Origin of the sequence: Thioclava sp. 'Guangxiensis' (genome assembly GCF_045348365.1) — a bacterium.
Taxonomy (GTDB): domain Bacteria; phylum Pseudomonadota; class Alphaproteobacteria; order Rhodobacterales; family Rhodobacteraceae; genus Thioclava; species Thioclava kandeliae.
In genome coordinates, this window is record NZ_CP155822.1 from 1,622,798 (window position 1) to 1,643,791 (window position 20,994).

Below are 20,994 nucleotides of genomic sequence, written 5' to 3' on the forward strand. Positions count from 1 at the left end.
GACGATTACGATGGCCGCTCTGCCCTGCGGGGCGGCCCCAAACTCTCAGGACCACTCTTATGACCGACTGGCTTTCCCGCCATGTCCCAAAGATCGTGCTTGCGCCGACCTTCTTCGCGGTGCTGCTGTTCGTTTATGGTTTCATCGCTTGGACCGCTTGGGTGTCGCTTACCCGCTCGAAGCTGATGCCGCGCTATGAAATCGACGGGCTGATCCAGTATGACAGGCTGTTCTCGAACCCGCGCTGGGATACGGCGTTCAACAATCTCTTCATCTTCGGCGCGCTGTTCATCATCATCTCGATGGTGCTGGGGCTGATGCTGGCGATCTTCCTCGACCAGAAGATCCGCATCGAAGGCGCTTTGCGCACGATCTACCTGTATCCGATGGCGCTCTCGATGATCGTCACCGGCACGGCCTGGAAATGGATACTGAACCCCGGTCTGGGTATTCAGGCGATGGTGCAGGGCTGGGGCTTCCCAAATTTCAAATTCGACTGGCTGATCGATCCCAAGATGGCGCTCTATACCATCGTGCTGGCGGCGATCTGGCAGGCCTCGGGCTTCGTGATGGCGCTGTTCCTTGCGGGGCTGCGTTCGGTCGATGGCGAGATCATCAAGGCCGCTCAGGTGGATGGCATTCCCACATGGCGTGTCTATACCGCGATCATCATTCCCTCAATGGCACCGATCTTCCTCTCGGCCTTCATCGTGCTGGCGCATCTGGCCATCAAGAGCTTCGATCTGGTCATCGCGCTGACCGGCGGCGGTCCGGGCTATGCGACGGATCTGCCCGCGACCTACATGTATGCGATGGCCTTCTCGCGCGGCGATCTGGGGCAGGCGGCCTCGAGCGCCATGGTCATGATGGGCGTCGTCTTTGCCATCGTGGTTCCCTATCTCTATTCGGAATTGAGGGCGAAACATGACTGATATGCCACTCACCCGCTCCTCAGGCTCGCTGATCGGGCGTCGTGTTCTGCGTTGGGCGCTGTATGCGATGCTCTGTGTCTTTGCGCTCTACTACCTGCTGCCGCTCTTCGTGATGGTGACCACCTCGCTGAAAAGCCTCGAGGAAATCCGCACCGGATCCTTGGTGGCCCTGCCGCGCGAGATCACCTTCGACGCATGGTCCAAGGCCTGGTCGGGCGCCTGCACCGGTATCCAGTGCGAGGGGCTGAAACCCTTCTTCTGGAACTCCATCCTGATCTCGGTGCCCGGCGTGCTGATCTCGACGCTGATCGGCGCGATGAACGGCTATGTCTTTGCCCAATGGCGCTTCAAGGGCGCGAACCTGTTCTTCGCCTTCCTGCTGTTCGGCTGCTTCATCCCGTTTCAGGTCGTGCTGCTGCCGATGGCGCGGATGCTGGGCATTTTCGGCATGGCCGGCACCATTCCGGGGCTGATCTTCGTGCATACGATCTACGGTCTGGGCTTCACCACGCTGTTCTTCCGCAATTACTATGTCACCATTCCGCACGAGCTGGTGCGCGCGGCCAAGATCGACGGGGCAGGGTTCTTCCGCATCTTCTGGTCGATCTTCCTGCCGCTCTCGCTGCCGATCTGCGTGGTGACGATCATCTGGCAGTTCACCCAGATCTGGAACGACTTCCTCTTCGGGGTCTCCTTCAGCTCGGCGGGCAGCCAGCCGGTGACCGTGGCGCTGAACAATATCGTCAACTCTACCACCGGTGTGAAAGAATATAATGTGGATATGGCGGCTGCGATCATCGCGGGCCTGCCGACGCTCCTCGTCTATATCGTCGCTGGCAAATATTTCATCCGCGGGCTGACCGCCGGTTCCGTGAAAGGCTGATCTCATGGCTCCTATCCTTGACATCAAACATCTGCGCAAAAGCTATGGCGCGACCGAAATCCTGAAGGATATCAACGTCTCCATCGAAAAGGGCGACTTCCTCGTGCTGGTCGGACCGTCAGGTTGCGGCAAGTCCACGCTGCTGAACTGCATCGCCGGTCTCGAGGACATCTCGGGAGGCACGGTCGAGATCGACGGGCGCGACATGACCAATGTCAGCCCGAAAGACCGCGACATCGCGATGGTGTTCCAGAGCTATGCGCTCTATCCGACCATGTCGGTGGCCAAGAACATTACCTTCGGTATGAAGGTGCGCGGTATCCCGCAAGACGAGCAGGATCGCAAGCTGGCCGAGGTGGCGAAACAGCTGCAGATCGAACAGCTGCTCAAACGCCGTCCGGGGCAATTGTCGGGCGGTCAGCGCCAGCGGGTTGCAATGGGACGTGCGCTGGTGCGCGATCCGGCACTGTTCCTCTTCGACGAGCCGCTATCGAACCTCGATGCGAAACTCCGCGTCGAGATGCGCTCGGAAATCAAGAAACTGCATCAACGGCTTGGCGCGTCGATGGTCTATGTGACCCATGACCAGATCGAGGCGATGACGCTGGCCACCAAGATCGTGGTCATGAAGGGCGGCGTGATCCAGCAGATCGGGACGCCGGCCGAGATCTATAACCATCCCGCCAACACCTTTGTGGCCGATTTCATGGGCAGCCCGCCGATGAACCTGATCCCTGCAAAGACGTGGTCCACCGGTAACGGGGCGCAAGTCGAGATTGCCCGCGACGGGATGGAGCCGATTATCCTGAACGTGCCGCGTGCCGATCTGCCCACCGATGTGCTCATGGGGGTCCGTCCAGAGGATCTGGCCGAGGCAGGCTACCGCGCGGGAAGTGCGGTCCAGCGCGCTCAGATTCTTGTGGATATGGTCGAGCCTGCGGGTGCCGATACCTATGTCACGACCCATATGGGTGGGCGTCAGATCACCGCGCGGTTGCATGCGGAGACGCAGGCGAATTCCGGCGCGTTACTGGATCTGGAATTCGATCTCGACAAGGTGACCTTCTTCGAGCCGTCGAGCGGCGCGCGTCTGTAACCCTGTTCCGGCTGGCGGGATCCGCTGGCCGGACGGCCCTAGCCCACGGGCAGGGCCATCGGTTCAATGACCCGCCATAGGGTCTGGTCTGTCGCATGGCGCCTTTGCAGCATGCGAACCGTGCCCGAAGGGCCGTCTGGGATACAGTTCAACTGCTCGATCGCGCAGATGCGGTCGACCATCAGGCCGATGGTCTCCTCCCCGAATTTGATCAGCACGATCGCGGTCGCAGTCTCGCAATGATCGCCATACTGCCCGAGCAGTGTTGCCAGGCAATAGGTCGGGATCAGCCGCCCGCTGCGCGAATGGAGATTGCCACGATAGGCGCTGTAACTGCCCGCATTCATGGGCGCTTCCGGCATCGCGACAATTTCCTCGATTACTTCGATGTTGAAGGCGAACTGACCGCCCGATTGCACGAGGAGCGCGGTTGCCAGATCATGGCCCAGCGTGCTCGTGCCGGTTGGTTTGCTCGCGGCGATATCGGCGCTGCGCTGTTCGAGCTTCGACAGCATCGCCAGCGTCTCGTCGGCGATCAGCGCCTTGCCATCCAGCACATAGACCTCCCGCCCGCCCGATGTCAGATGCACGCCTGCGAACAGATCGGAACGGTAGCTGAGCACCGAGGGCATCGGGGTGATCTGGCCTCCGGACAGGGTGCTGATATCAAGCACACGATCCGCCCGGAGGGCGAGAGACTGTCCTGCGCCGAAGGGCAGAAGCACCGAGGATACCGTTGTCACGGGCTGGTCACGTCCGCTCATCCCCAGAAGAGCGTTGAGATTGACTAGCGCGCGTTCGGTGCCGTGATGGGTGACGCTGCCTTCGCAAAAACCCGATCTCATCACGCGGGTGTCGATCTCCGTATCGGGCAGGGTCGCGCCGATATCGCAGAGCGGCAGACAGTAATGGACGCCGTCCATCTCGAAGGTGAGATAGTTGTTCTGGGACGACTGGACCTGCCTCTGGCTGCGTTCGGCGCGCGATTGCGGCACGCCGTGGCGCGGCAGGACCGTCGGGTCGAGAATTCCGATGGGCTGGCTGTCGATCAGACGGAATTCCGGCAGCAGCTGATCGGCTAGCGCTCCCTGATCACGCGAGATCTGCTGCATAATACCGTCCTGCGCAGGCACGATTCTGAGCGCGGTTTTCGCCAGCATGCCATAGACATGCTCTCCCCGACCCAGAATGACGATCACATTGCCATCGGTTGCCGTATCCACCGGTGTAAGCCCGAGAACGGGTGCGATATCCACGACCGGAATGATCTGCCCACGCAGTGCGACACAGCCGATCACCGCAGGTTGCGAGGACTGGAATGCCTGGAGTTCCCTGGGCGCGGACATCACCTCGCGCAGATCACGCACATGGATGCCGATCACTATCCGCCCCAGATCGACCAGCGCCAGTTTGCTGTCCTGCGTCATGGCGCAGGACGGGGCGGGCTCACCGTCAAACTCTGCCGTCAACTCCGTCATGCGCGGTCGCTCACCACATCGCTCAGAGCCGAGATCATGTTGACGACATTTTTCGAGACGTCCTTCTGTTCGGCGACCGAACCAAAGATTTCATCGACCGCGCCGCCGGTTTCCTTCACCCGCTCGACGATGCGCTCGAAGGCGGTGCGGGCGCTGCTCGAGCGCTCTTTGCCCAGCTGCACCTGCGCCCCGCTCTCATTGACCAAACGGGTGATCTCGAGGGCTGCCGTGGAGCTGCGCTCGGCCAGCTTGCGCACCTCGTCGGCCACGACAGAGAAGCCTACGCCATATTCACCGGCCCGGGCTGCCTCGATGGCGGCGTTGAAGGCCAGCAGGTTGGTCTGGTTGGCAATATCGCTGATCACCCGCGCCATCTCTGTGACATCCTTGGAGGATTTCGCAATAGTTTCGATGACCTCGATAGCACGGTTGAGCTCTTCGAACCCGCCTGATGCCGCTTTCTCGGTATCGCGTGACACCGAGATGGTGAAGCCTGTTGAGGTGTCGATCTTCTTGATCGATCCCTCGAGCTGGGCGACCATCCGTCGCATCGCATGGGCCTTCTCGCGGATCAGCTGCTCGAGCTGCACCTGCGAGGTTACATCATGGGCGTATTTGATGACACCGATCGGTTCTCCATGAATATCGAGGAGCGGTGCATAGGTGGCCTGTATCCAGAAATCACGGTCGAATTTTGCCATCCGGTGGAAGCGGCCATCCTGCTCCTCCCCCTTGCGCAGAGAGATCCAGAAATCGCGGTATTCCTGCGATTTGACGTGGTCCGGGGTGCAGAACATAGAATGGTGCTGGCCCTGCAGCTCACGCATCGAATAGCCGGTGACCCGCAGGAAATTCTCGTTGGCGGCCATGATGTTGCCTTCGAGATCGAACTGGATCACTGCCTGTGCGCGGTCGATGGCGTTGAACTTGCACTCGAATTCCGCGTTTCGCTTGCGCTGTGCGGTGATGTCGGTCGCGAATTTGATGATTTTGAGCGGACGGCCATCGGCATCGAAGACCGGATTGTAGCTGGCCTGAATATAGACCTCCTCGCCGCGACGGGTGAGGCGGACAAATTCATTGGCCACATATTCGCCCCGCCCCAGCGTTTCCCAGAAACTGCGATAGGCCTCCGAACCCGCGTGATCCGCCTTGCAAAAGATCCGGTGATGCTTGCCGAGAATTTCATCGGCCTTATAGCCCATCAGTTCTAGGAAATTCTTATTGGCGGCGAGAATTTTGCCGGACAGGTCGAATTCGATTACCGCCTGAGCGCGGTTGATCGCCATGACCGTGCCCTCATGCTCGGCCGCGCTATAGCGCTCTTTGGTGATGTCGCGGCTCAGTTCGATGATGCGGATGATTTTGCCCTCGGCATCATGGATCGGGCTGAAATTCGAATAGAGATAGAAATCGCTGCCCGATTTGGAGTAGCGGCGATAGGTGCCACAAAGGCACTCGCCGGTAGCGAGACGCTGCCAGAAGCGCTCGAATTCCAGCGTTTCCTCGCCGCTACGTTCCCAGATTTTGTAGACAGGTTTGCGGAACAGATCTTCCAGTTCATAGCCCGACGCTTTGAGATAGGGCGCGTTCATTTCCAGCAGCAGACCTTCAGGCGTATATTCAGCCACCAGCTGGCAACTTTTGACCGCATCCATCCGGCCTTGGATCTCGTTGGCGGCATTGCGCTCGGCGGTCACATCGAGTGCGGCTTTCACAACCTTGAGCACCTGTCCGTTGGGGGCGATGACAGGGTTGTAGCTGGCACGGATCCAGATGCGTTTGCCGTCTTTGCCAATGCGCATATATTCGCCCGCATCCGCCTTGCCGGACGAAAGCTTGGCCCAGAAGAGACCGTAATCCGGCGAGGCGGTATACAGCTCGCTACAGAACATCCGGTGGTGCTGGCCCTTGATTTCCTCGAGGCGGTAGCCGGTGAGTTTAAGGAAATTGTCATTGGCGGTGAGCACCTCGCCCTCAGGCGTAAACTCGATCATCGCCAAGGCACGGTCGACGGCGCTCAGTTTGCCATCCACCTCGGCTTGCGCCAACTTGTTCTCGGTGATGTCCATCGCGAATTTGGCGACGCGCACGACACGGCCATTGGGGCCGAAAATCGGGTTGTAATTCGCCCGCAACCAGACGGTCGCGCCATCTTTGGTAATCCGCTCGAACTCGCCATCCACGGCCTCTCCCGCGCGCAGGCGTTTCCATAGCTGCTGATACTCTTTGGAGGAGGAAAATTCGGGCGTGCAGAAGATCTTGTGGCTCTGGCCCTCGATCTCGGCCACCTCGTAGCCCATCTGCGACAGAAAATTTTCGTTGGCGCGGATGATGGTCCCATCGGTCTCGAACTCGATCACCGCCTGCGTGCGCTCGACCGCATCGAGGCGCGAGCGGGTCTCGTCATCCATCGGGATCAGACGCCCGTCCACAATGACGGTCGGTTCCTCGCCCACCTTGTTGGCGATGCCGAAGAAGGTGATGCTCGAGCGTTCGTCGATCAGATGCACATGGAATTCGACCGCCTCGCCGGTGGCGTTCGCCCGTTCCAGACATTCTTTCACATAGTCGGCTTCGCGGAAGAACGAGGGGAAATGGGCGTTGATCGGTGTGTTGTTGCCGCCGCCCACAAGCTGGTTCGCCGTTTTGTTGGCGGTTTGGACCTTGCCATCGGGCATGCCGACACGCATCAAAATACTCGCTTTGATCAGAAGCTTACGGGCAGCTTCCAGATCCAGATCCGACATATCGGCGCTCATCGGCACGAATCTCCTCAATCATATACAATTGTCGGGATAAAGCACTTGCCTTAAATTCTCCCTAAAGGAGATCTGCATTTCCATCGCTTTCGTGATGGCTGTAACGGGCCGGAATGTGGGTGATGGCTTGACGCTCGCGGCGCGAGAGGGGACAAACGGGCAACCGCCCGTGCAGCCGGTCCGGATCGGCGGGTGACCTGGATGGCGCAATGCCCCGTGCCATCGCTCAAGGAGAGTTTGATGAAGTTCCGTTTCCCCATTGTCATCATCGACGAGGATTTCCGCTCGGAGAATTCCTCCGGCTTCGGCATTCGTGCTCTGGCGCAAGCGATTGAAACCGAAGGGTTCGAGGTGCTGGGTGCTACAAGCTATGGCGATCTGTCGCAATTTGCCCAGCAACAATCGCGCGCCTCGGCTTTTGTTTTGTCGATCGATGACGAGGAATTCACGCCTGGCCCCGATCTGGACCCTGCGGTGATGAACCTGCGCAACTTCATCGAGGAAGTGCGCTGGAAGAACCCCGATGTGCCGATCTATATCTATGGCGAGACCAAGACCTCGCGCCATCTTCCCAATGATATCCTGCGCGAGCTGCACGGGTTCATCCACGCCTTCGAGGACACGCCCGAATTCGTGGCCCGCCATATCATCCGCGAGGCGAAATCCTATCTGGAGGGTATCCAGCCGCCCTTCTTCAAGGCGCTTCTGGACTATGCCGAGGACGGGTCCTATTCGTGGCATTGCCCGGGGCATTCGGGCGGCGTGGCTTTCCTGAAATCACCGATCGGCCAGATGTATCACCAGTTCTACGGCGAGAACATGCTGCGCGCCGATGTGTGTAATGCGGTCGAGGAGCTGGGCCAGCTTCTGGACCATAACGGCGCGATCGGAGCCTCCGAGCGCAATGCCGCGCGGATTTTCAACTCCGATCACTGCTTCTTCGTGACCAATGGCACCTCGACCTCCAACAAGATCGTCTGGCACCATACGGTCGCGCCCGGCGATGTGGTGGTGGTGGATCGCAACTGCCACAAGTCGATCCTGCATTCGATCATCATGACCGGGGCTATACCGGTCTTTCTGAAGCCCACGCGCAACCATTTCGGCATCATCGGCCCGATCCAGAAATCGGAATTCACGATGGAGTCGATCCGCGCCAAGATTGCCGCGAACCCGCTTCTGAAGGATGCGGATAAAGAGGCCACCACGCCGCGCATCCTGACTATCACCCAGTCGACCTATGACGGGGTCCTGTATAATACCGAAGAGATCAAAGGGATGCTCGACGGTCATATCGAAAACCTCCATTTCGACGAGGCATGGCTGCCGCATGCGGCCTTCCACCCGTTTTATGGCCAGTTCCATGCGATGGGCCGCAAGCGCGGGCGCACCAAGAAATCGGTGACCTATGCGACGCAATCGGTGCACAAGCTCCTCGCGGGGATCTCTCAGGCGAGCCATGTGCTGGTGCAGGATAGCGAGGAGATCAAGCTCGACCGCAGCCTTTTCAACGAGGCCTATCTGATGCACACCTCGACCTCCCCGCAATATTCGATCATCGCGTCCTGCGATGTGGCCGCGGCCATGATGGAACCTCCGGGAGGCACGGCGCTTGTCGAGGAGAGCATTGTCGAAAGCCTCAATTTCCGCCGCGCCATGGCCAAGGTCGACGAGGAATACGCCTCCGACTGGTGGTTCAAGGTCTGGGGGCCGGAAGATTTCGACCACAATTCCGACGGGATGGGTCAGGCGCGCGACTGGGTTCTGAAGAAGACCGATGCCGAGGGTGTGGAAACCGGCGGTGGTGATAGCTGGCATGGCTTTGGCGATATGGCGCCCGGCTTCAACATGCTCGACCCGATCAAGGCGACCATCGTCACTCCCGGTCTCAACCTTGATGGCCGCTTCGACGAATGGGGTATTCCGGCCTCCATCGTGACCAAATATCTGGCCGAACATGGCGTCGTGGTCGAGAAGACCGGCCTCTATTCCTTCTTCATCATGTTCACCATCGGGATCACCAAGGGCCGCTGGAACACGCTCCTGACCGCGCTCCAGCAGTTCAAGGACGATTTCGACAAGAACCAGCCCCTATGGAAGGCGATGCCGGAATTCTGCCAGAAGCAACCGCGCTACGAGCGGATGGGCCTGCGTGATCTGTGCGAGCATGTCCACAAGCTCTATGCCAAATATGACGTGGCCAAGCTTTCGACCGAGATCTATCTCTCGGATCTGACGCCGGCGCTGACGCCCTCGGATGCGTTCTCGCATATCGCGCGGCGCACCACGCAGCGCGTGCCGATCGACGATCTGGAAGGGCGCATCACCACGAGCCTCGTGACGCCCTATCCGCCGGGCATCCCCTTGCTGATCCCGGGCGAGGTCTTCAACAAGCGGATCGTGGATTACCTCAAGTTCAACCGCGAATTCGCCCGTGAATGTCCGGGCTTCGAGACCGATATCCATGGGCTCGTGCAGGAGACCGGCCCCGACGGCCAGATCCAGTATTTCGCCGATTGCGTCGCGGAATAAGAACGGCCTCACGCGTCATCCGGTCCGATCTGCCGGTCTGATCGGGTGACGCGACCCGATTTGGGCGCTATGCTTGCCTTGTTGTGACTATTGCCGCCCAAAAGACAGGAGCCCCTATGAGTTTTCCGCATCAGGCCATTTTCTGGGATATCGACGGGACGCTGGCCGATAGCGAGCCGGTGCACGAGCGCTCCTTCCATCAGGCCATCGACGGGCTCGGCCTCGACCTGCCCGACGATCTGCATGACCGCATTCTGGGCATGAGCGAGGAGCGCTGCCATGCCTATCTGGTTCAGAAATGCGGGCTGGAGCTGGGTCTTGCCGAATGGACCGCGCGTCGGCATGCGCTTTATATGGCGATGCTGGACGATGTTCATGCCTTCCCGAAGGCAATGGAGATCTGGGACGGGCTGGCGGCGCAGGGGGTCAGACAGATGGCCGTCTCCAATTCCGACCGTCGCCTGCTGATGGCCAATCTGGTGCGTCTGGGGCTCGATCTGCCCGGCACATTGCTCGTCAGCCGTAATGATGTCCGTCAGGGTAAACCAGAGCCGGAACCCTATCTGCGTGGCGCGTGGCTTCTGGATGTGGACCCCGCGCAATGTGCCGTGGTCGAGGACAGCCCCACCGGCGTGCAGGCAGGGCAGGCGGCGGGTATGACCGTCTATGCCGCCCCCGATATGGCGCCGGGCTTGCGCGAGACGCTGGGCCTGCCTTGTGCCAGCCGTCTACTGGAACTGCTGCCTGCCTGAGCGGTGGGTGGCATAAAGTCGCAAATCCGCGTGCAAGCGTCGGTTTTGCGTAAAAATCACTTGCTCTGCGACACGGGATCGGGCATCCCACCTGCAACAGCCGCTACGGGAGAATCCGGCCATCGCGCCGGTGCCGAAGGAGCAACCGCCCCGGGAAACTCTCAGGCAAAAGGACCGAACGGCTACAGACTCTGGAGAGAGGCGCGGGAAACTGCGTCCGCCGAAGGAATAACATTCTCAGGCGCCTGAGACCCGTACGGGGTCGGGCAGGGACAGATGGGGCATCGAGCGGTCGCGGGATTATCCTGCGACGAAACACATCGATGCCGGAGATCCGGCTCTATATAGGGAGATCCCGATGACGGAGCTCTTGCGCACGGATCTGTATGATCTGCACGTCTCTCTGGGCGCCAAGATGGTGCCCTTCGCTGGCTGGGAAATGCCGGTGCAATATCCCATGGGCGTCATGAAGGAGCACCTCCACACCCGCGCCGAGGCGGGGCTGTTCGATGTCTCGCATATGGGGCAGGTGATCGTGCCGCTTTCGGCCATCGACGCGCTCGAGGCGCTGATCCCCGTGGATATCGCGGGTCTCAAGGAAGGCCGCCAGCGCTATGGGATCTTCACCAATGAAGCGGGCGGCATTCTGGACGATCTGATGATCGCGCGGAAATCGGACCATCTCTTCCTCGTCGTCAATGCCGCTTGTGCCGAGGCCGATATCGCGCATCTTCAGGCGCATCTGCCCGAGGTGACGGTGATCCGTGACCGTGCGCTCATCGCACTGCAAGGGCCCAAGGCCGAAGCCGCGCTGGCCCGCCTGATGCCCGCTGTGGCCGGGATGCGCTTCATGGATGTGGCGGAGGCCGGATGGCAGGGTCAGACGCTCTGGATCTCGCGCTCGGGCTATACCGGCGAGGATGGTTACGAGATTTCGGTGCCTTCCGCCGTGGCCGTGGCCTTCACGCAGGCACTTCTCGATATGGACGAGGTTGCCCCCATTGGTCTGGGCGCGCGCGACAGCCTGCGCCTCGAGGCGGGGCTGTGCCTCTATGGCCATGATATCGACACCACCACCACGCCGGTCGAGGGCGATATCGCATGGGCCATCCAGAAGGTCCGCCGCAAGGGCGGCGCCCGCGAGGGCGGCTTCCCCGGCGCGGAGCGCATTCTGTCCCAGCTGGACAGCGGCGCAGACCGCCGCCGCATGGGCCTGCGCCCCGAGGGCCGCGCGCCGATGCGCGAGGGTGTCGAGATCTTTGACGCAGCCGAGGGCGGCACCATGATCGGCACGATCACCTCGGGCGGTTTCGGCCCCTCGGTGGGTGCGCCTATTGCGATGGCCTATCTGCCCTCGAGCTTCCATGACGGCGATACCGTCTGGGGCGAGGTCCGCGGTAAACGCCTGCCTGCCACCGTGTCGGCGATGCCCTTCCAGGCGCAAACCTACAAACGTTAAACCTACCTTCGTGTCATAGGCACAAGCATCATCATACAGGGGAACGCATGATGAAATTCACCGAAGAGCATGAATGGCTCCGCGTCGAGGGCGATCTGGTTGTTGTCGGCATCACCGAGCACGCCTCCGAGCAGCTTGGCGATGTGGTCTTTGTCGAACTGCCCGAGCCCGGCACGCAAGTGGCCAAGGGTGACGAGATCTGCGTGATCGAGTCGGTCAAGGCGGCATCTGACATCAGCGCCCCCGTTGATGGCGAGATCGTCGAGGTCAATGACGCGCTGGCCGACAATCCCGCGCTGGTCAACGAAGACCCGCTGGAAGGCGCTTGGTTTTTCAAGATGAAGCTGGAGGATATGGACCAGCTCGACGCCTTCATGGACGAAGACGAGTATAAAGACTTCATCGGCTGATTGGCCTGTTGGACGGGCCCTTCGCGGGCCCGTTCGCATGATGGTCCGCCCATTCCAGCCTGCATGTTGCGGGCTGGACGATTCCCCTATTGGAACAGGTGCTGCGCTATGCCCTTTACCCCTTCCGCCTATAATACCTATGATTTCGCCAATCGCCGCCATATCGGCCCCAGCCCCTCGGAAATGGCCGAGATGCTGAAGGTGGTGGGTGTCCAGACACTCGACCAGCTGATCGACGAGACCGTGCCCGCGGCCATCCGCCAGAAGGACGCGCTGTCCTGGGCGCCTCTGTCGGAATACCGTCTGCTGGAGAAGATGCGCGGCGTGGCCGCCAAGAACCGCGTGATGACCTCGCTGATCGGGCAGGGCTATTACGGCACCGTCACCCCCCCCGCGATCCAGCGCAATATCCTTGAAAATCCGGCATGGTATACGGCCTATACGCCCTACCAGCCCGAGATCGCGCAGGGCCGTCTCGAGGCGCTGCTGAACTACCAGACGATGGTATCGGACCTGACCGGCCTGCCGGTGGCCAATGCCTCGCTTCTCGATGAGGCGACGGCCGCCGCCGAGGCGATGGCGATGGCGCAGCGTTCGGCCAAATCGAAGGCGCAGGCCTTCTTCGTCGATATCAATTGCCACCCGCAGACGATTGCCGTGATCGAAACCCGCGCGCATCCGCTGGGCATCGAGATCATCAAGGGCGAGCCCGAGGATCTGGTGGCCGAGCAGGTCTTTGGCGCGATCTTCCAGTATCCGGGCACTCTGGGCCATGTGCGCGATTTTACCGCCCAGTGCGAGGCGCTGCATGAGGCCAAGGCCGTGGCCGTGGTCGCGACCGATCTTCTGGCGCTCTGCGTGCTGAAAGAGCCAGGTGCGATGGGCGCGGATATTGCCGTGGGGTCGGCGCAGCGTTTCGGCGTGCCGATGGGCTATGGTGGCCCGCATGCGGCCTTCATGTCCTGCCGCGATGCGTTCAAACGCTCCATGCCGGGGCGGATTGTGGGTGTGTCGATCGACGCCAATGGCAACAAGGCCTACCGCCTTGCGCTGCAGACGCGCGAGCAGCATATCCGCCGCGAGAAGGCCACCTCCAATGTCTGCACCGCGCAGGCATTGCTGGCGGTGATGGCCTCCTTCTATGCCGTCTTCCATGGTCCGATGGGCCTGAAGGCGATTGCCGAGAGCGTGCATTACCATGCCGTGCGCCTGCGCGATGCGCTGGTGGCCGCAGGGGCCGATGTGCAGCCCGAAGCGTTCTTCGACACGCTCACCGTGCGCGTGGGTGTGGGCCAGCAGGGCATCATGGCCGCCGCCCGTCACCGTGGGCTGAACCTGCGCAAGGTCGGCACCGACCGCGTGGGCATCTCGGTGGACGAGATCACCGATGAGGGTGTTCTGGTGCGTCTTCTGGATGCGTTCGGCATCACCGAGCCCGCGCCCATGGAAGTCGAGCGTGGCTTCCCCGAAGGGCTGGTGCGCGAGAGCGATTACCTCACCCATCCGGTCTTCCAGATGAACCGCGCCGAATCCGAGATGATGCGTTATATGCGCCGCCTGTCGGACCGCGATCTGGCACTGGACCGCGCGATGATCCCGCTCGGCTCCTGCACCATGAAGCTCAATGCCGCCGCCGAGATGATGCCGATCACCTGGCCGGAATTCGGCTCGCTGCATCCGTTCGCGCCGCGTAATCAGGCCGAGGGCTATCACGAGGCGATTGCCGATCTGACGGAGAAACTCTGCGAGATCACCGGCTATGACGCGTTTTCCATGCAGCCCAATTCGGGCGCGCAGGGTGAATATGCGGGGCTTCTGACCATTGCCGCCTATCACAAGGCACGCGGCGAGGAGCACCGCAACATCTGCCTGATCCCCGTCTCGGCGCATGGCACCAATCCGGCCTCGGCGCAGATGGCTGGTATGAAGGTCGTGGTGGTGAAATCGGCGCCCAATGGCGATGTGGATATCGAGGATTTCGAGGCCAAGGCCACGGAAGCGGGCGCCAATCTGGCGGCCTGCATGATCACCTATCCCTCGACCCATGGCGTGTTCGAGGAAACGGTCCGCACGATCTGCGAGATCACCCATAAACATGGCGGTCAGGTCTATCTGGACGGGGCCAATATGAACGCGATGGTGGGTCTGGTGAAACCGGGCGAGATCGGGTCGGATGTGAGCCACCTCAACCTGCACAAGACCTTTGCCATTCCGCATGGCGGTGGTGGTCCGGGCATGGGTCCAATCGGCGTGAAGGCGCATCTGGCGCCCTATCTGCCCGGTCACCCCGAGGAAGGCAGTGATGGCACCGTGTCGGCGGCCCCCTATGGCTCGGCCTCTATCCTGCTGATCTCGTGGGCCTATTGCCTGATGATGGGCGGCGAGGGGCTGGCCCAGGCGACCCGTGTGGCGATCCTGAACGCCAATTACATCGCCTCGCGTCTCAAGGGCGATTATCCGATCCTCTTCATGGGCAACCGTGGCCGTGTGGCGCATGAATGCATCCTCGACACGCGCGGATTCGCCGAATTCGGCGTGACGGTGGATGATCTGGCCAAACGCCTGATCGATAACGGCTTCCACGCGCCGACCATGTCCTTCCCCGTGGCGGGCACGCTGATGGTGGAACCCACCGAGTCGGAAACCAAGGCAGAGATCGACCGCTTCATCACGGCGCTTCTGGCGATCCGCGAGGAAGTGCGCGCGGTGGAGAATGGCGAGATCTCGGCAGAGGACAGCCCGCTGCGCCATGCGCCGCATACGGTCGAAGACCTCGTGGCCGAATGGGACCGCGCCTATAGCCGCGAGGCAGGGTGCTTCCCTGCGGGCTCGTTCCGCGAGGACAAATACTGGCCGCCGGTGGGCCGCGTGGACAATGTCCATGGCGATCGTAACCTGATCTGCATCTGCCCGCCACCCGAGGCCTATGCGGCAGAGTGATCTGTGAAAGGGGGCGCTTTCGCCCCCTTTTTCTATGCTCGGCGACGGGGTAGAACCCTGAAAACAGGTGGAGGACCCCGATGCTTTACGACATGCGCAAACTCGACGCCCAGATCGCGCTTTGGCTTGATGAGGATTGCGGCCAGTTCGATCTGACCGCCAAGATCATGGTGGAGGATGACGCGACGGGGCGGTTTGCCTTCAATGCGCGCGAGGACATGGTGCTGGCGGGGCTGCCGATGGCAGCGCGGGTGTTCCGGCATCTGGACCCGAAGCTGAAGCTCGAGGTGCTGGCCGAGGAGGGCGAGAGGATCGATGCGGGCACCACCTTTGCCATTATCGAGGGCAACGCGCAGGCGATCCTGACGGGCGAGCGTGTGGCGCTCAACCTGTTGCAGCGGATGTGCGGGATTGCCACGCTGACCGCCGCCTATGTGGCAGAGATCGAGGGGACGGGTGCGTTTCTGGTGGACACGCGCAAGACCACGCCGGGGCTGCGCGGGCTCGAGAAATACGCGGTCACCTGTGGTGGCGGGCGCAACCACCGCTTGAGCCTCGATGGGGGTATTATGCTGAAGGACAACCATATCGCGGTGGCCGGATCGATCACCTTGGCGGTGGCCAGAGCCAAGGCGAAGGCACCGGTCCTGACCAAGATCGAGGTCGAATGCGACCGTCTGGAACAGGTCGAGGAAGCGCTTTCGGCAGGGGCCGATGTGATCATGCTCGACAATATGACCAACGACGAGATGCGGGCGGCGGTGGCGCTCGTGGGCGGGCGCGTGCCTCTGGAATGTTCGGGCGGGGTGCGTCTGGAGACGATCCGCGCCAAGGCCGGGACTGGCGTCGATTTCATCTCGGTCGGGCGGATCACCCAATCCGCGCCTTGTGTGGATATCGGGCTCGACGATCTCTGATCGTTTTTGTTGGACAGAACGGACCCTTGCTTTAGGTTAAGTCATGACCGCCGAGGGAGGATCTGGTTCATGCAGACTATCTCAGGCCTCGCGCCTGCCAAATCGCGCCGTTCCACATCTCGCGGGCTGTCGACTCCAGAGGAGATCGAAGCCCTTATCGCGCGGGTCGTTCTGCGTGATAAAGCCGCCTTTTCAGCGCTTTACGATGCCACCAGTGCTAAGCTGTTCGGGGTTTGCCTAAAGGTGCTCGACAACCGTGCCGAGGCCGAGGAGGCGCTGCAGGAGGTGTTCCTGCGGATCTGGCGCAAGGCCGACCGCTATAGTGTGACCGGCCATAGCCCGATGACATGGCTGATCACGCTCGCGCGCAATCTGGCCATCGACCGGTTGCGCAAGCGTCAGCGCGGGCGCACGGATATTGACGAGGTCTATGATCTGTCCGACGATAGGCCGGGGCCCGAAGCCTGCATGATCGCCAACTCCGAGGCCAAGCGCATCGGCTCCTGTCTGGAGATGCTGGAGGATGGGCGCGCCGATGCCGTGCGCGGGGCCTATCTCAACGGCGACAGTTATGCCGATCTGGCCGAACGTCACAATGTGCCGCTGAACACGATGCGGACATGGCTGCGCCGCAGCCTGATGAAGCTGAAGGATTGCATGAGCCAATGAGTGCGACGCCCGAATTCGATGATGATCTTCTGGCCGCCGAACAGGCGCTACGCCTTTTGCCTCCCGAGGAACAGGCCACCTTCGCTGCGCGTTTGCGCGACGAGCCCGCCTTGCGCGCGCGACTGCGCGATTGGGAGAGCCGTTTCGCGCCTCTGGCCGAGGACTTCCCCGAAGTGATGCCGCCAGCCTCGGTAAAGCGCCAATTGATGACCGAGATCGGTGCTCCGGCATCGCGCAGATCGCTGATGCTCTGGGGGTGGCTTGCAGGTGGTGTCGTGGCGGTGGGTATCACGGCGACCTTCTTCGTACCCGATATCATCAATACCCTGAATAACCCCGCTATTCCGGCCCTTCCCGGCTTTACACCGGGCATGCAGGCCAGCCTGATGGGCGCGGGCGACCAGCTTCTTGTGCAGGTGCAATATGATACCGGCACCGGCGAAGTGCGCTTGGTGCAAATGGCCGGGGTGCAGCATGCGACAGACCGGTCGATGGAGCTTTGGGTGATCCCTGCAGGGCAGAAGCCCGTCTCGCTGGGTCTTATGCCCGAACAGCGCGATGCCCATATGCCGATGCCCGATGAACTGCGCCCGATGCTGGCGGGCGCAACCTTCGCCATCACGGATGAGCCCAAAGGCGGCGCGCCAGACGGTGTGGCAACAGGTCCGGTCATCGCCAAGGGCGATATGACCTCCGTATAATCCACTCCGATTGCTGGAAGGGCCGCACATGAGGCGGCCCTTTTTTATGCGATGATCCGGACGGGGGTGCCCTTATAGGCGGGTGTGCCGGAGCGGAGTTCGTGATATTCCAACGGGATCAAAGGGTTCAGCTCGGGATAATAGCCCGCAACACAGCCATCGGGCAGATCGAAAGCGGTGACGCTCAGTCCCTCGACACGGCGCTCGCGCCCGTCCTCGATATCGCAGACCAGCGTGACTTTCTGACCCTCCGAAAGCCCCGCCCGTTCCATTTCGCCGCGGTTGATGAGCACCACCATACGCGAGCCCGAAAGTCCCCGCAGGCGGTCCGAATGCCCGTAGATCGTGGTGTTGAACTGGTCGTTGGAGCGCATGGTATTGAGCGTGTAGCTCTGGCCACGCGCGGTGGTGCCGGGCTCTTGACCCAGCGCCGAAAGGGTCGTGGGCGTGGTGAAAAGCGCCTTTCCGGCCTCGTTGTTCCAGCGCCGCTCGCGGGCTGCATTGCCACGGTAGAACCCGCCCGCCTTCGACATGCGCAGGTTCATCTCGTGGAACTGCGCGGGCCAAGTGGCGGCGATCAGATCGCGCACATGGTCGTAATTCGCGGTCCAGTCATCCCATTGCAGCGCAGGATTGGCGGGTAGGGTGGCTTTGGCGATGCCCGCGATAATGGCAAGTTCGGATTTCAACTGGTCGCTTGGCGGCTTGGCGCGGCCCAGCGAGGCGAAGATATGGCTCATCGTGTCCTCGACGGTCTGCACCTGCGGTACGCCGTTCTGCAGATCCTCGTCGGTCCGTCCCAGACAGGGCAGGATATAGGACACCTTACCCGGATTGAGATGCGAGCGGTTGAGTTTGATCGCGATCGAGACGGTGAGGTTCTGCTTGCCCCATGCCTCTTCCAGCCGCTCGATATCGGGCATGGCGCGCAGGAGGTTGCCGCCGAGCGCGATGGTGGCTTTCACCCGGCCCTCGATCACGCCCTTACCGGCCTTCACGATATTCATCCCGCGTGTGCGGGGCAGGGTGACGCCGAACATCTTCTCCTGTTTGTCGAGCGGGAAGAGCGCGGGATTCTCGCCGATCCCCACGGTGCGCTGCCCCTGCACGTTGGAGTGCCCGCGCACGGGCGAGATGCCCGCACCCAAACGGCCCATATTTCCGCGCAACAACAACAGGTTGACCAGCATGCCGAGGTTCAGCCACCCGTTGACATGCTGGGTCAGGCCCATGCCATAGACGCCGATCACGCGCTTGGCGTCGACATAGATTTCCGCAGCCTGCTCGATCATGGCGCGGGTCAGGCCCGAATGGTGCTCGATCTCCGCCCAGTCCATAGTGCGGATTTCTGCCATCGCCTCCTCGAGCCCCTGCGTATGCTCGGCGATGAAGTCATGGTCCAGCACTGTGCCGGGGGCGGCATCTTCGCGCGCGAGCACATATTTGATCATGCCCGCCAGCACGGCGATATCCCCGCCGGGACGGACCTGATAGTAATGGTCCGAAATCTTGGTCGATTTGCCGGTGACCATCTGCTTGGGGCTCTGCGGGTCGGTGAACTCCAGCAGGCCCTTTTCGCGGATCGGGTTGAAGGTCACTACCTTGCAGCCGCGATCCACAGCCTCTTTCAGAGTGTGCAGCAGCCGCGGGCTGTTGGTGCCGGTATTCTGGCCAAAGAAGAACAGCGCATCGCAATGGTCGAAATCTTCCAGCGTGCAGGTGCCTACAGGAACGCCAAGATAGGTGTTGAGGTTCACCGAGGTGGTCTCGTGGCACATATTCGAAGATTGCGGCAGGTTGTTGGTGCCATAGATCCGCGCCAGTAACGCGTAGAGATAGGAGGGCTCGAGGCCCGCATGGCCCGAGGCATAGAAAACCGCCTCATCGGGGGTGATCCCGTTCAACTCTCGCCCGATCTCGGCAAAAGCTTCCTCCCACGCCACAGGCTGATAGCTGTCGGTGGTGGCATCATAACGCATCGGATGGGTCAGGCGACCTGCGGCTTCCAGATCATGATCGGTCCACTGGCGCAGGTCGCTGACCTTATGCGTAGCGAAGAAGGCAGGGCCCACCTTCTTCGTGGTCAGCTCCCACAACGTTGCCTTGGCGCCGTTCTCGCAGAATTCGAATGTTCCGGGATTTGCGGGCTTGGCCCATGCGCAGGACGAGCACATCGCGCCGCCAGTCTTGTTCAGCTTGGCAAGGATCTGCAGCGCCAAGGGCGTTGGAGGCTCTTTCTTCATGATCCGCGCGACGCCCTCAAGCGATCCCCATCCCCCTGCGGGTCGTTTATAGACAGGGGTGCCGGCATCGGCTTCAACGGGCGAATGGCTGTAATCTTCGGGTTTCATCGGCATCTCCCAGCGCGCAAGGCTCCTCTTTTGTGACGCGCCCAATGCGCAGGCACAAGTCTGGATGCGACAAATCATAGCACATCCCGAACCAATGGAACGAAATGCTGCGATACTACGTTCCTTCACGGTTGCAAAAATCTATGTGACGGCAAACGAGCGGAAGGAACCGAAGTTGTCAGAGCGAGAACAGGCCGCAGCGGATCAGGAGCATGCGGAAAAGAAACATGAAGCCTCGTTCGACGAGCACGAGCTTCGGGCCATCGAGAAAACGGGGGCGATGAGCCCGCCTGCCATTTTTGAATCGATCCGCCGCTCGGGGGTGGAAGAGCTGATGCGTCCGGCCTCGGCGCTGGTCATGTCCTCGCTCATTGCCGGGATCGCCATCGGGTTCTCGGTTTTCACCGAAGGTCTTCTGCGGTCTCATCTGCCTGATGCCGAATGGCGTCCACTTGTCGAGAATTTCGGTTATACGGTGGGCTTCCTGATCGTGATCATGGGGCAGATGCAGCTGTTCACCGAGAACACCATCACTGCGGTCTGTCCGGCGCTGGATGAGCCCGGACCGGAGGTGTTCCGGCGCCTTGCGCGGCTATGGGGGATCGTTTTCCTCTTCAACCTGATCGGCGCGACATTGTTCGGGATCGTGCTCTATCTCATGCGCGGCTATGATCCGGCGCTCTGGCAAGCGGTTCAGGAGCTTTCGGAAGAGGCCACCCATTTCCCGTGGCTCGAAACCATGTTGCGGGGGATTGGTGCGGGCTGGCTGATCGCGGCGCTCGTCTGGATGTTGCCCAATGCCCGCCAGTCCAAGCTGCTGATGATCGTCATCGTGACATGGATCATCGCGACGGCGGAATTTACCCATGTGGTGGCAGGCTCGACCGAGGCGACCATCGTGGTGCTATCGGGCAAGATGTCCGCGATCGGGGCGCTTACCGGTTTTACCCTGCCCGCATTGATCGGGAATGTGCTTGGCGGATCGGTATTCTTTACCGTTCTCACATGGGCGCAGATCAAGACCGAGCTGGAGGAGCCCAAGGAATGCCCGTGGCGCCATGAGGGGGATCCGCGCGCGAGACGGCGTAGCTGAGGGGCGCGGATGCGGAATG

At 61.2% G+C, this 20,994-nt stretch carries 15 protein-coding genes and 1 riboswitch; of the genes, 12 read left to right on the plus strand and 3 right to left on the minus strand.

The window, feature by feature from the left end; translation table 11 throughout:
• Nucleotides 1–59 precede the first annotated feature (59 nt).
• From ABEB22_RS08035 to ABEB22_RS08045, 3 genes are read left to right on the plus strand one after another with little or no spacing between them, the layout of a single operon-like run.
• The gene (locus ABEB22_RS08035) at nucleotides 60–932 is read left to right on the plus strand and encodes a sugar ABC transporter permease (protein ID WP_339113395.1); all 873 of its coding nucleotides are present in this window, start codon (nucleotides 60–62) and stop codon (nucleotides 930–932) included.
• Complete coding sequence (locus ABEB22_RS08040; RefSeq protein WP_339113394.1) at nucleotides 925–1,815, plus strand: carbohydrate ABC transporter permease; 891 nt, start codon at nucleotides 925–927, stop codon at nucleotides 1,813–1,815. Before ABEB22_RS08035 ends, ABEB22_RS08040 begins: the two co-directional genes overlap by 8 nt.
• Before the next feature lie 4 nt (nucleotides 1,816–1,819).
• Nucleotides 1,820–2,911, plus strand: a complete 1,092-nt coding sequence (locus tag ABEB22_RS08045; protein ID WP_406870026.1) for an ABC transporter ATP-binding protein — start codon at nucleotides 1,820–1,822, stop codon at nucleotides 2,909–2,911.
• A 38-nt stretch (nucleotides 2,912–2,949) separates the two neighbouring features.
• On the opposite strand, the gene ABEB22_RS08050 is transcribed toward ABEB22_RS08045, so the two are convergent.
• Nucleotides 2,950–4,389, minus strand: coding sequence for a chemotaxis protein CheW (locus tag ABEB22_RS08050; protein WP_406870027.1), 1,440 nt, complete (start codon nucleotides 4,387–4,389; stop codon nucleotides 2,950–2,952).
• Nucleotides 4,386–7,151: a PAS domain-containing methyl-accepting chemotaxis protein gene (locus tag ABEB22_RS08055; RefSeq protein WP_406870028.1), complete on the minus strand. Its 2,766-nt coding sequence runs from the start codon at nucleotides 7,149–7,151 to the stop codon at nucleotides 4,386–4,388. The genes ABEB22_RS08050 and ABEB22_RS08055 overlap by 4 nt, the downstream gene beginning before the upstream one ends.
• A 240-nt stretch (nucleotides 7,152–7,391) precedes the next feature.
• Between ABEB22_RS08055 and ABEB22_RS08060 the strand changes: the two genes are divergently transcribed.
• The 8 genes from ABEB22_RS08060 to ABEB22_RS08095 all read left to right on the plus strand — a co-directional run bounded on the left by ABEB22_RS08060 (nucleotide 7,392) and on the right by ABEB22_RS08095 (nucleotide 17,531).
• Complete coding sequence (locus ABEB22_RS08060) at nucleotides 7,392–9,683, plus strand: arginine/lysine/ornithine decarboxylase (protein WP_339113390.1); 2,292 nt, start codon at nucleotides 7,392–7,394, stop codon at nucleotides 9,681–9,683.
• Between the two features lie 116 nt (nucleotides 9,684–9,799).
• Nucleotides 9,800–10,435: an HAD family phosphatase gene (locus ABEB22_RS08065; protein WP_350935111.1), complete on the plus strand. Its 636-nt coding sequence runs from the start codon at nucleotides 9,800–9,802 to the stop codon at nucleotides 10,433–10,435.
• 95 nt (nucleotides 10,436–10,530) lie between these two features.
• Nucleotides 10,531–10,622, plus strand: a riboswitch (glycine riboswitch).
• A gap of 171 nt (nucleotides 10,623–10,793) precedes the next feature.
• Nucleotides 10,794–11,894, plus strand: a complete 1,101-nt coding sequence (gene gcvT / locus ABEB22_RS08070) for a glycine cleavage system aminomethyltransferase GcvT (RefSeq protein ID WP_406870029.1) — start codon at nucleotides 10,794–10,796, stop codon at nucleotides 11,892–11,894.
• Between the two features lie 50 nt (nucleotides 11,895–11,944).
• Complete coding sequence (gcvH, locus tag ABEB22_RS08075) at nucleotides 11,945–12,304, plus strand: glycine cleavage system protein GcvH (protein WP_339114427.1); 360 nt, start codon at nucleotides 11,945–11,947, stop codon at nucleotides 12,302–12,304.
• Between the two features lie 108 nt (nucleotides 12,305–12,412).
• Nucleotides 12,413–15,244 (plus strand): aminomethyl-transferring glycine dehydrogenase, encoded by a 2,832-nt coding sequence (gene gcvP, locus ABEB22_RS08080; RefSeq protein ID WP_406870030.1) that lies wholly within the window; start codon nucleotides 12,413–12,415, stop codon nucleotides 15,242–15,244.
• An 80-nt stretch (nucleotides 15,245–15,324) separates the two neighbouring features.
• Complete coding sequence (gene nadC / locus ABEB22_RS08085; protein ID WP_339113386.1) at nucleotides 15,325–16,161, plus strand: carboxylating nicotinate-nucleotide diphosphorylase; 837 nt, start codon at nucleotides 15,325–15,327, stop codon at nucleotides 16,159–16,161.
• A gap of 69 nt (nucleotides 16,162–16,230) precedes the next feature.
• Nucleotides 16,231–16,830, plus strand: a complete 600-nt coding sequence (locus ABEB22_RS08090) for a sigma-70 family RNA polymerase sigma factor (RefSeq protein WP_406870031.1) — start codon at nucleotides 16,231–16,233, stop codon at nucleotides 16,828–16,830.
• Nucleotides 16,827–17,531, plus strand: a complete 705-nt coding sequence (locus tag ABEB22_RS08095) for an anti-sigma factor domain-containing protein (protein WP_406870032.1) — start codon at nucleotides 16,827–16,829, stop codon at nucleotides 17,529–17,531. The genes ABEB22_RS08090 and ABEB22_RS08095 overlap by 4 nt, the downstream gene beginning before the upstream one ends.
• Nucleotides 17,532–17,575: 44 nt before the next feature.
• On the opposite strand, the gene ABEB22_RS08100 is transcribed toward ABEB22_RS08095, so the two are convergent.
• Entirely contained in the window at nucleotides 17,576–19,888 is a 2,313-nt protein-coding gene (locus ABEB22_RS08100) for an FdhF/YdeP family oxidoreductase (protein ID WP_406870033.1), read from the minus strand.
• Between the two features lie 169 nt (nucleotides 19,889–20,057).
• On the opposite strand from ABEB22_RS08100, the gene ABEB22_RS08105 reads away from it, so the two are divergent.
• Nucleotides 20,058–20,975, plus strand: a complete 918-nt coding sequence (locus tag ABEB22_RS08105; protein ID WP_339113383.1) for a formate/nitrite transporter family protein — start codon at nucleotides 20,058–20,060, stop codon at nucleotides 20,973–20,975.
• Nucleotides 20,976–20,994 lie beyond the last annotated feature (19 nt).

Coding starts and splice junctions, on each gene's coding strand:
- ABEB22_RS08035 (WP_339113395.1), top strand. CDS start 60: ATGACCGACTGGCTTTCCCGCCATGTCCCAAAGATCGTGCTTGCGCCG.
- ABEB22_RS08040 (WP_339113394.1), top strand. CDS start 925: ATGACTGATATGCCACTCACCCGCTCCTCAGGCTCGCTGATCGGGCGT.
- ABEB22_RS08045 (WP_406870026.1), top strand. CDS start 1,820: ATGGCTCCTATCCTTGACATCAAACATCTGCGCAAAAGCTATGGCGCG.
- ABEB22_RS08050 (WP_406870027.1), bottom strand. CDS start 4,389: ATGACGGAGTTGACGGCAGAGTTTGACGGTGAGCCCGCCCCGTCCTGC.
- ABEB22_RS08055 (WP_406870028.1), bottom strand. CDS start 7,151: ATGAGCGCCGATATGTCGGATCTGGATCTGGAAGCTGCCCGTAAGCTT.
- ABEB22_RS08060 (WP_339113390.1), top strand. CDS start 7,392: ATGAAGTTCCGTTTCCCCATTGTCATCATCGACGAGGATTTCCGCTCG.
- ABEB22_RS08065 (WP_350935111.1), top strand. CDS start 9,800: ATGAGTTTTCCGCATCAGGCCATTTTCTGGGATATCGACGGGACGCTG.
- gcvT (WP_406870029.1), top strand. CDS start 10,794: ATGACGGAGCTCTTGCGCACGGATCTGTATGATCTGCACGTCTCTCTG.
- gcvH (WP_339114427.1), top strand. CDS start 11,945: ATGAAATTCACCGAAGAGCATGAATGGCTCCGCGTCGAGGGCGATCTG.
- gcvP (WP_406870030.1), top strand. CDS start 12,413: ATGCCCTTTACCCCTTCCGCCTATAATACCTATGATTTCGCCAATCGC.
- nadC (WP_339113386.1), top strand. CDS start 15,325: ATGCTTTACGACATGCGCAAACTCGACGCCCAGATCGCGCTTTGGCTT.
- ABEB22_RS08090 (WP_406870031.1), top strand. CDS start 16,231: ATGCAGACTATCTCAGGCCTCGCGCCTGCCAAATCGCGCCGTTCCACA.
- ABEB22_RS08095 (WP_406870032.1), top strand. CDS start 16,827: ATGAGTGCGACGCCCGAATTCGATGATGATCTTCTGGCCGCCGAACAG.
- ABEB22_RS08100 (WP_406870033.1), bottom strand. CDS start 19,888: ATGCCGATGAAACCCGAAGATTACAGCCATTCGCCCGTTGAAGCCGAT.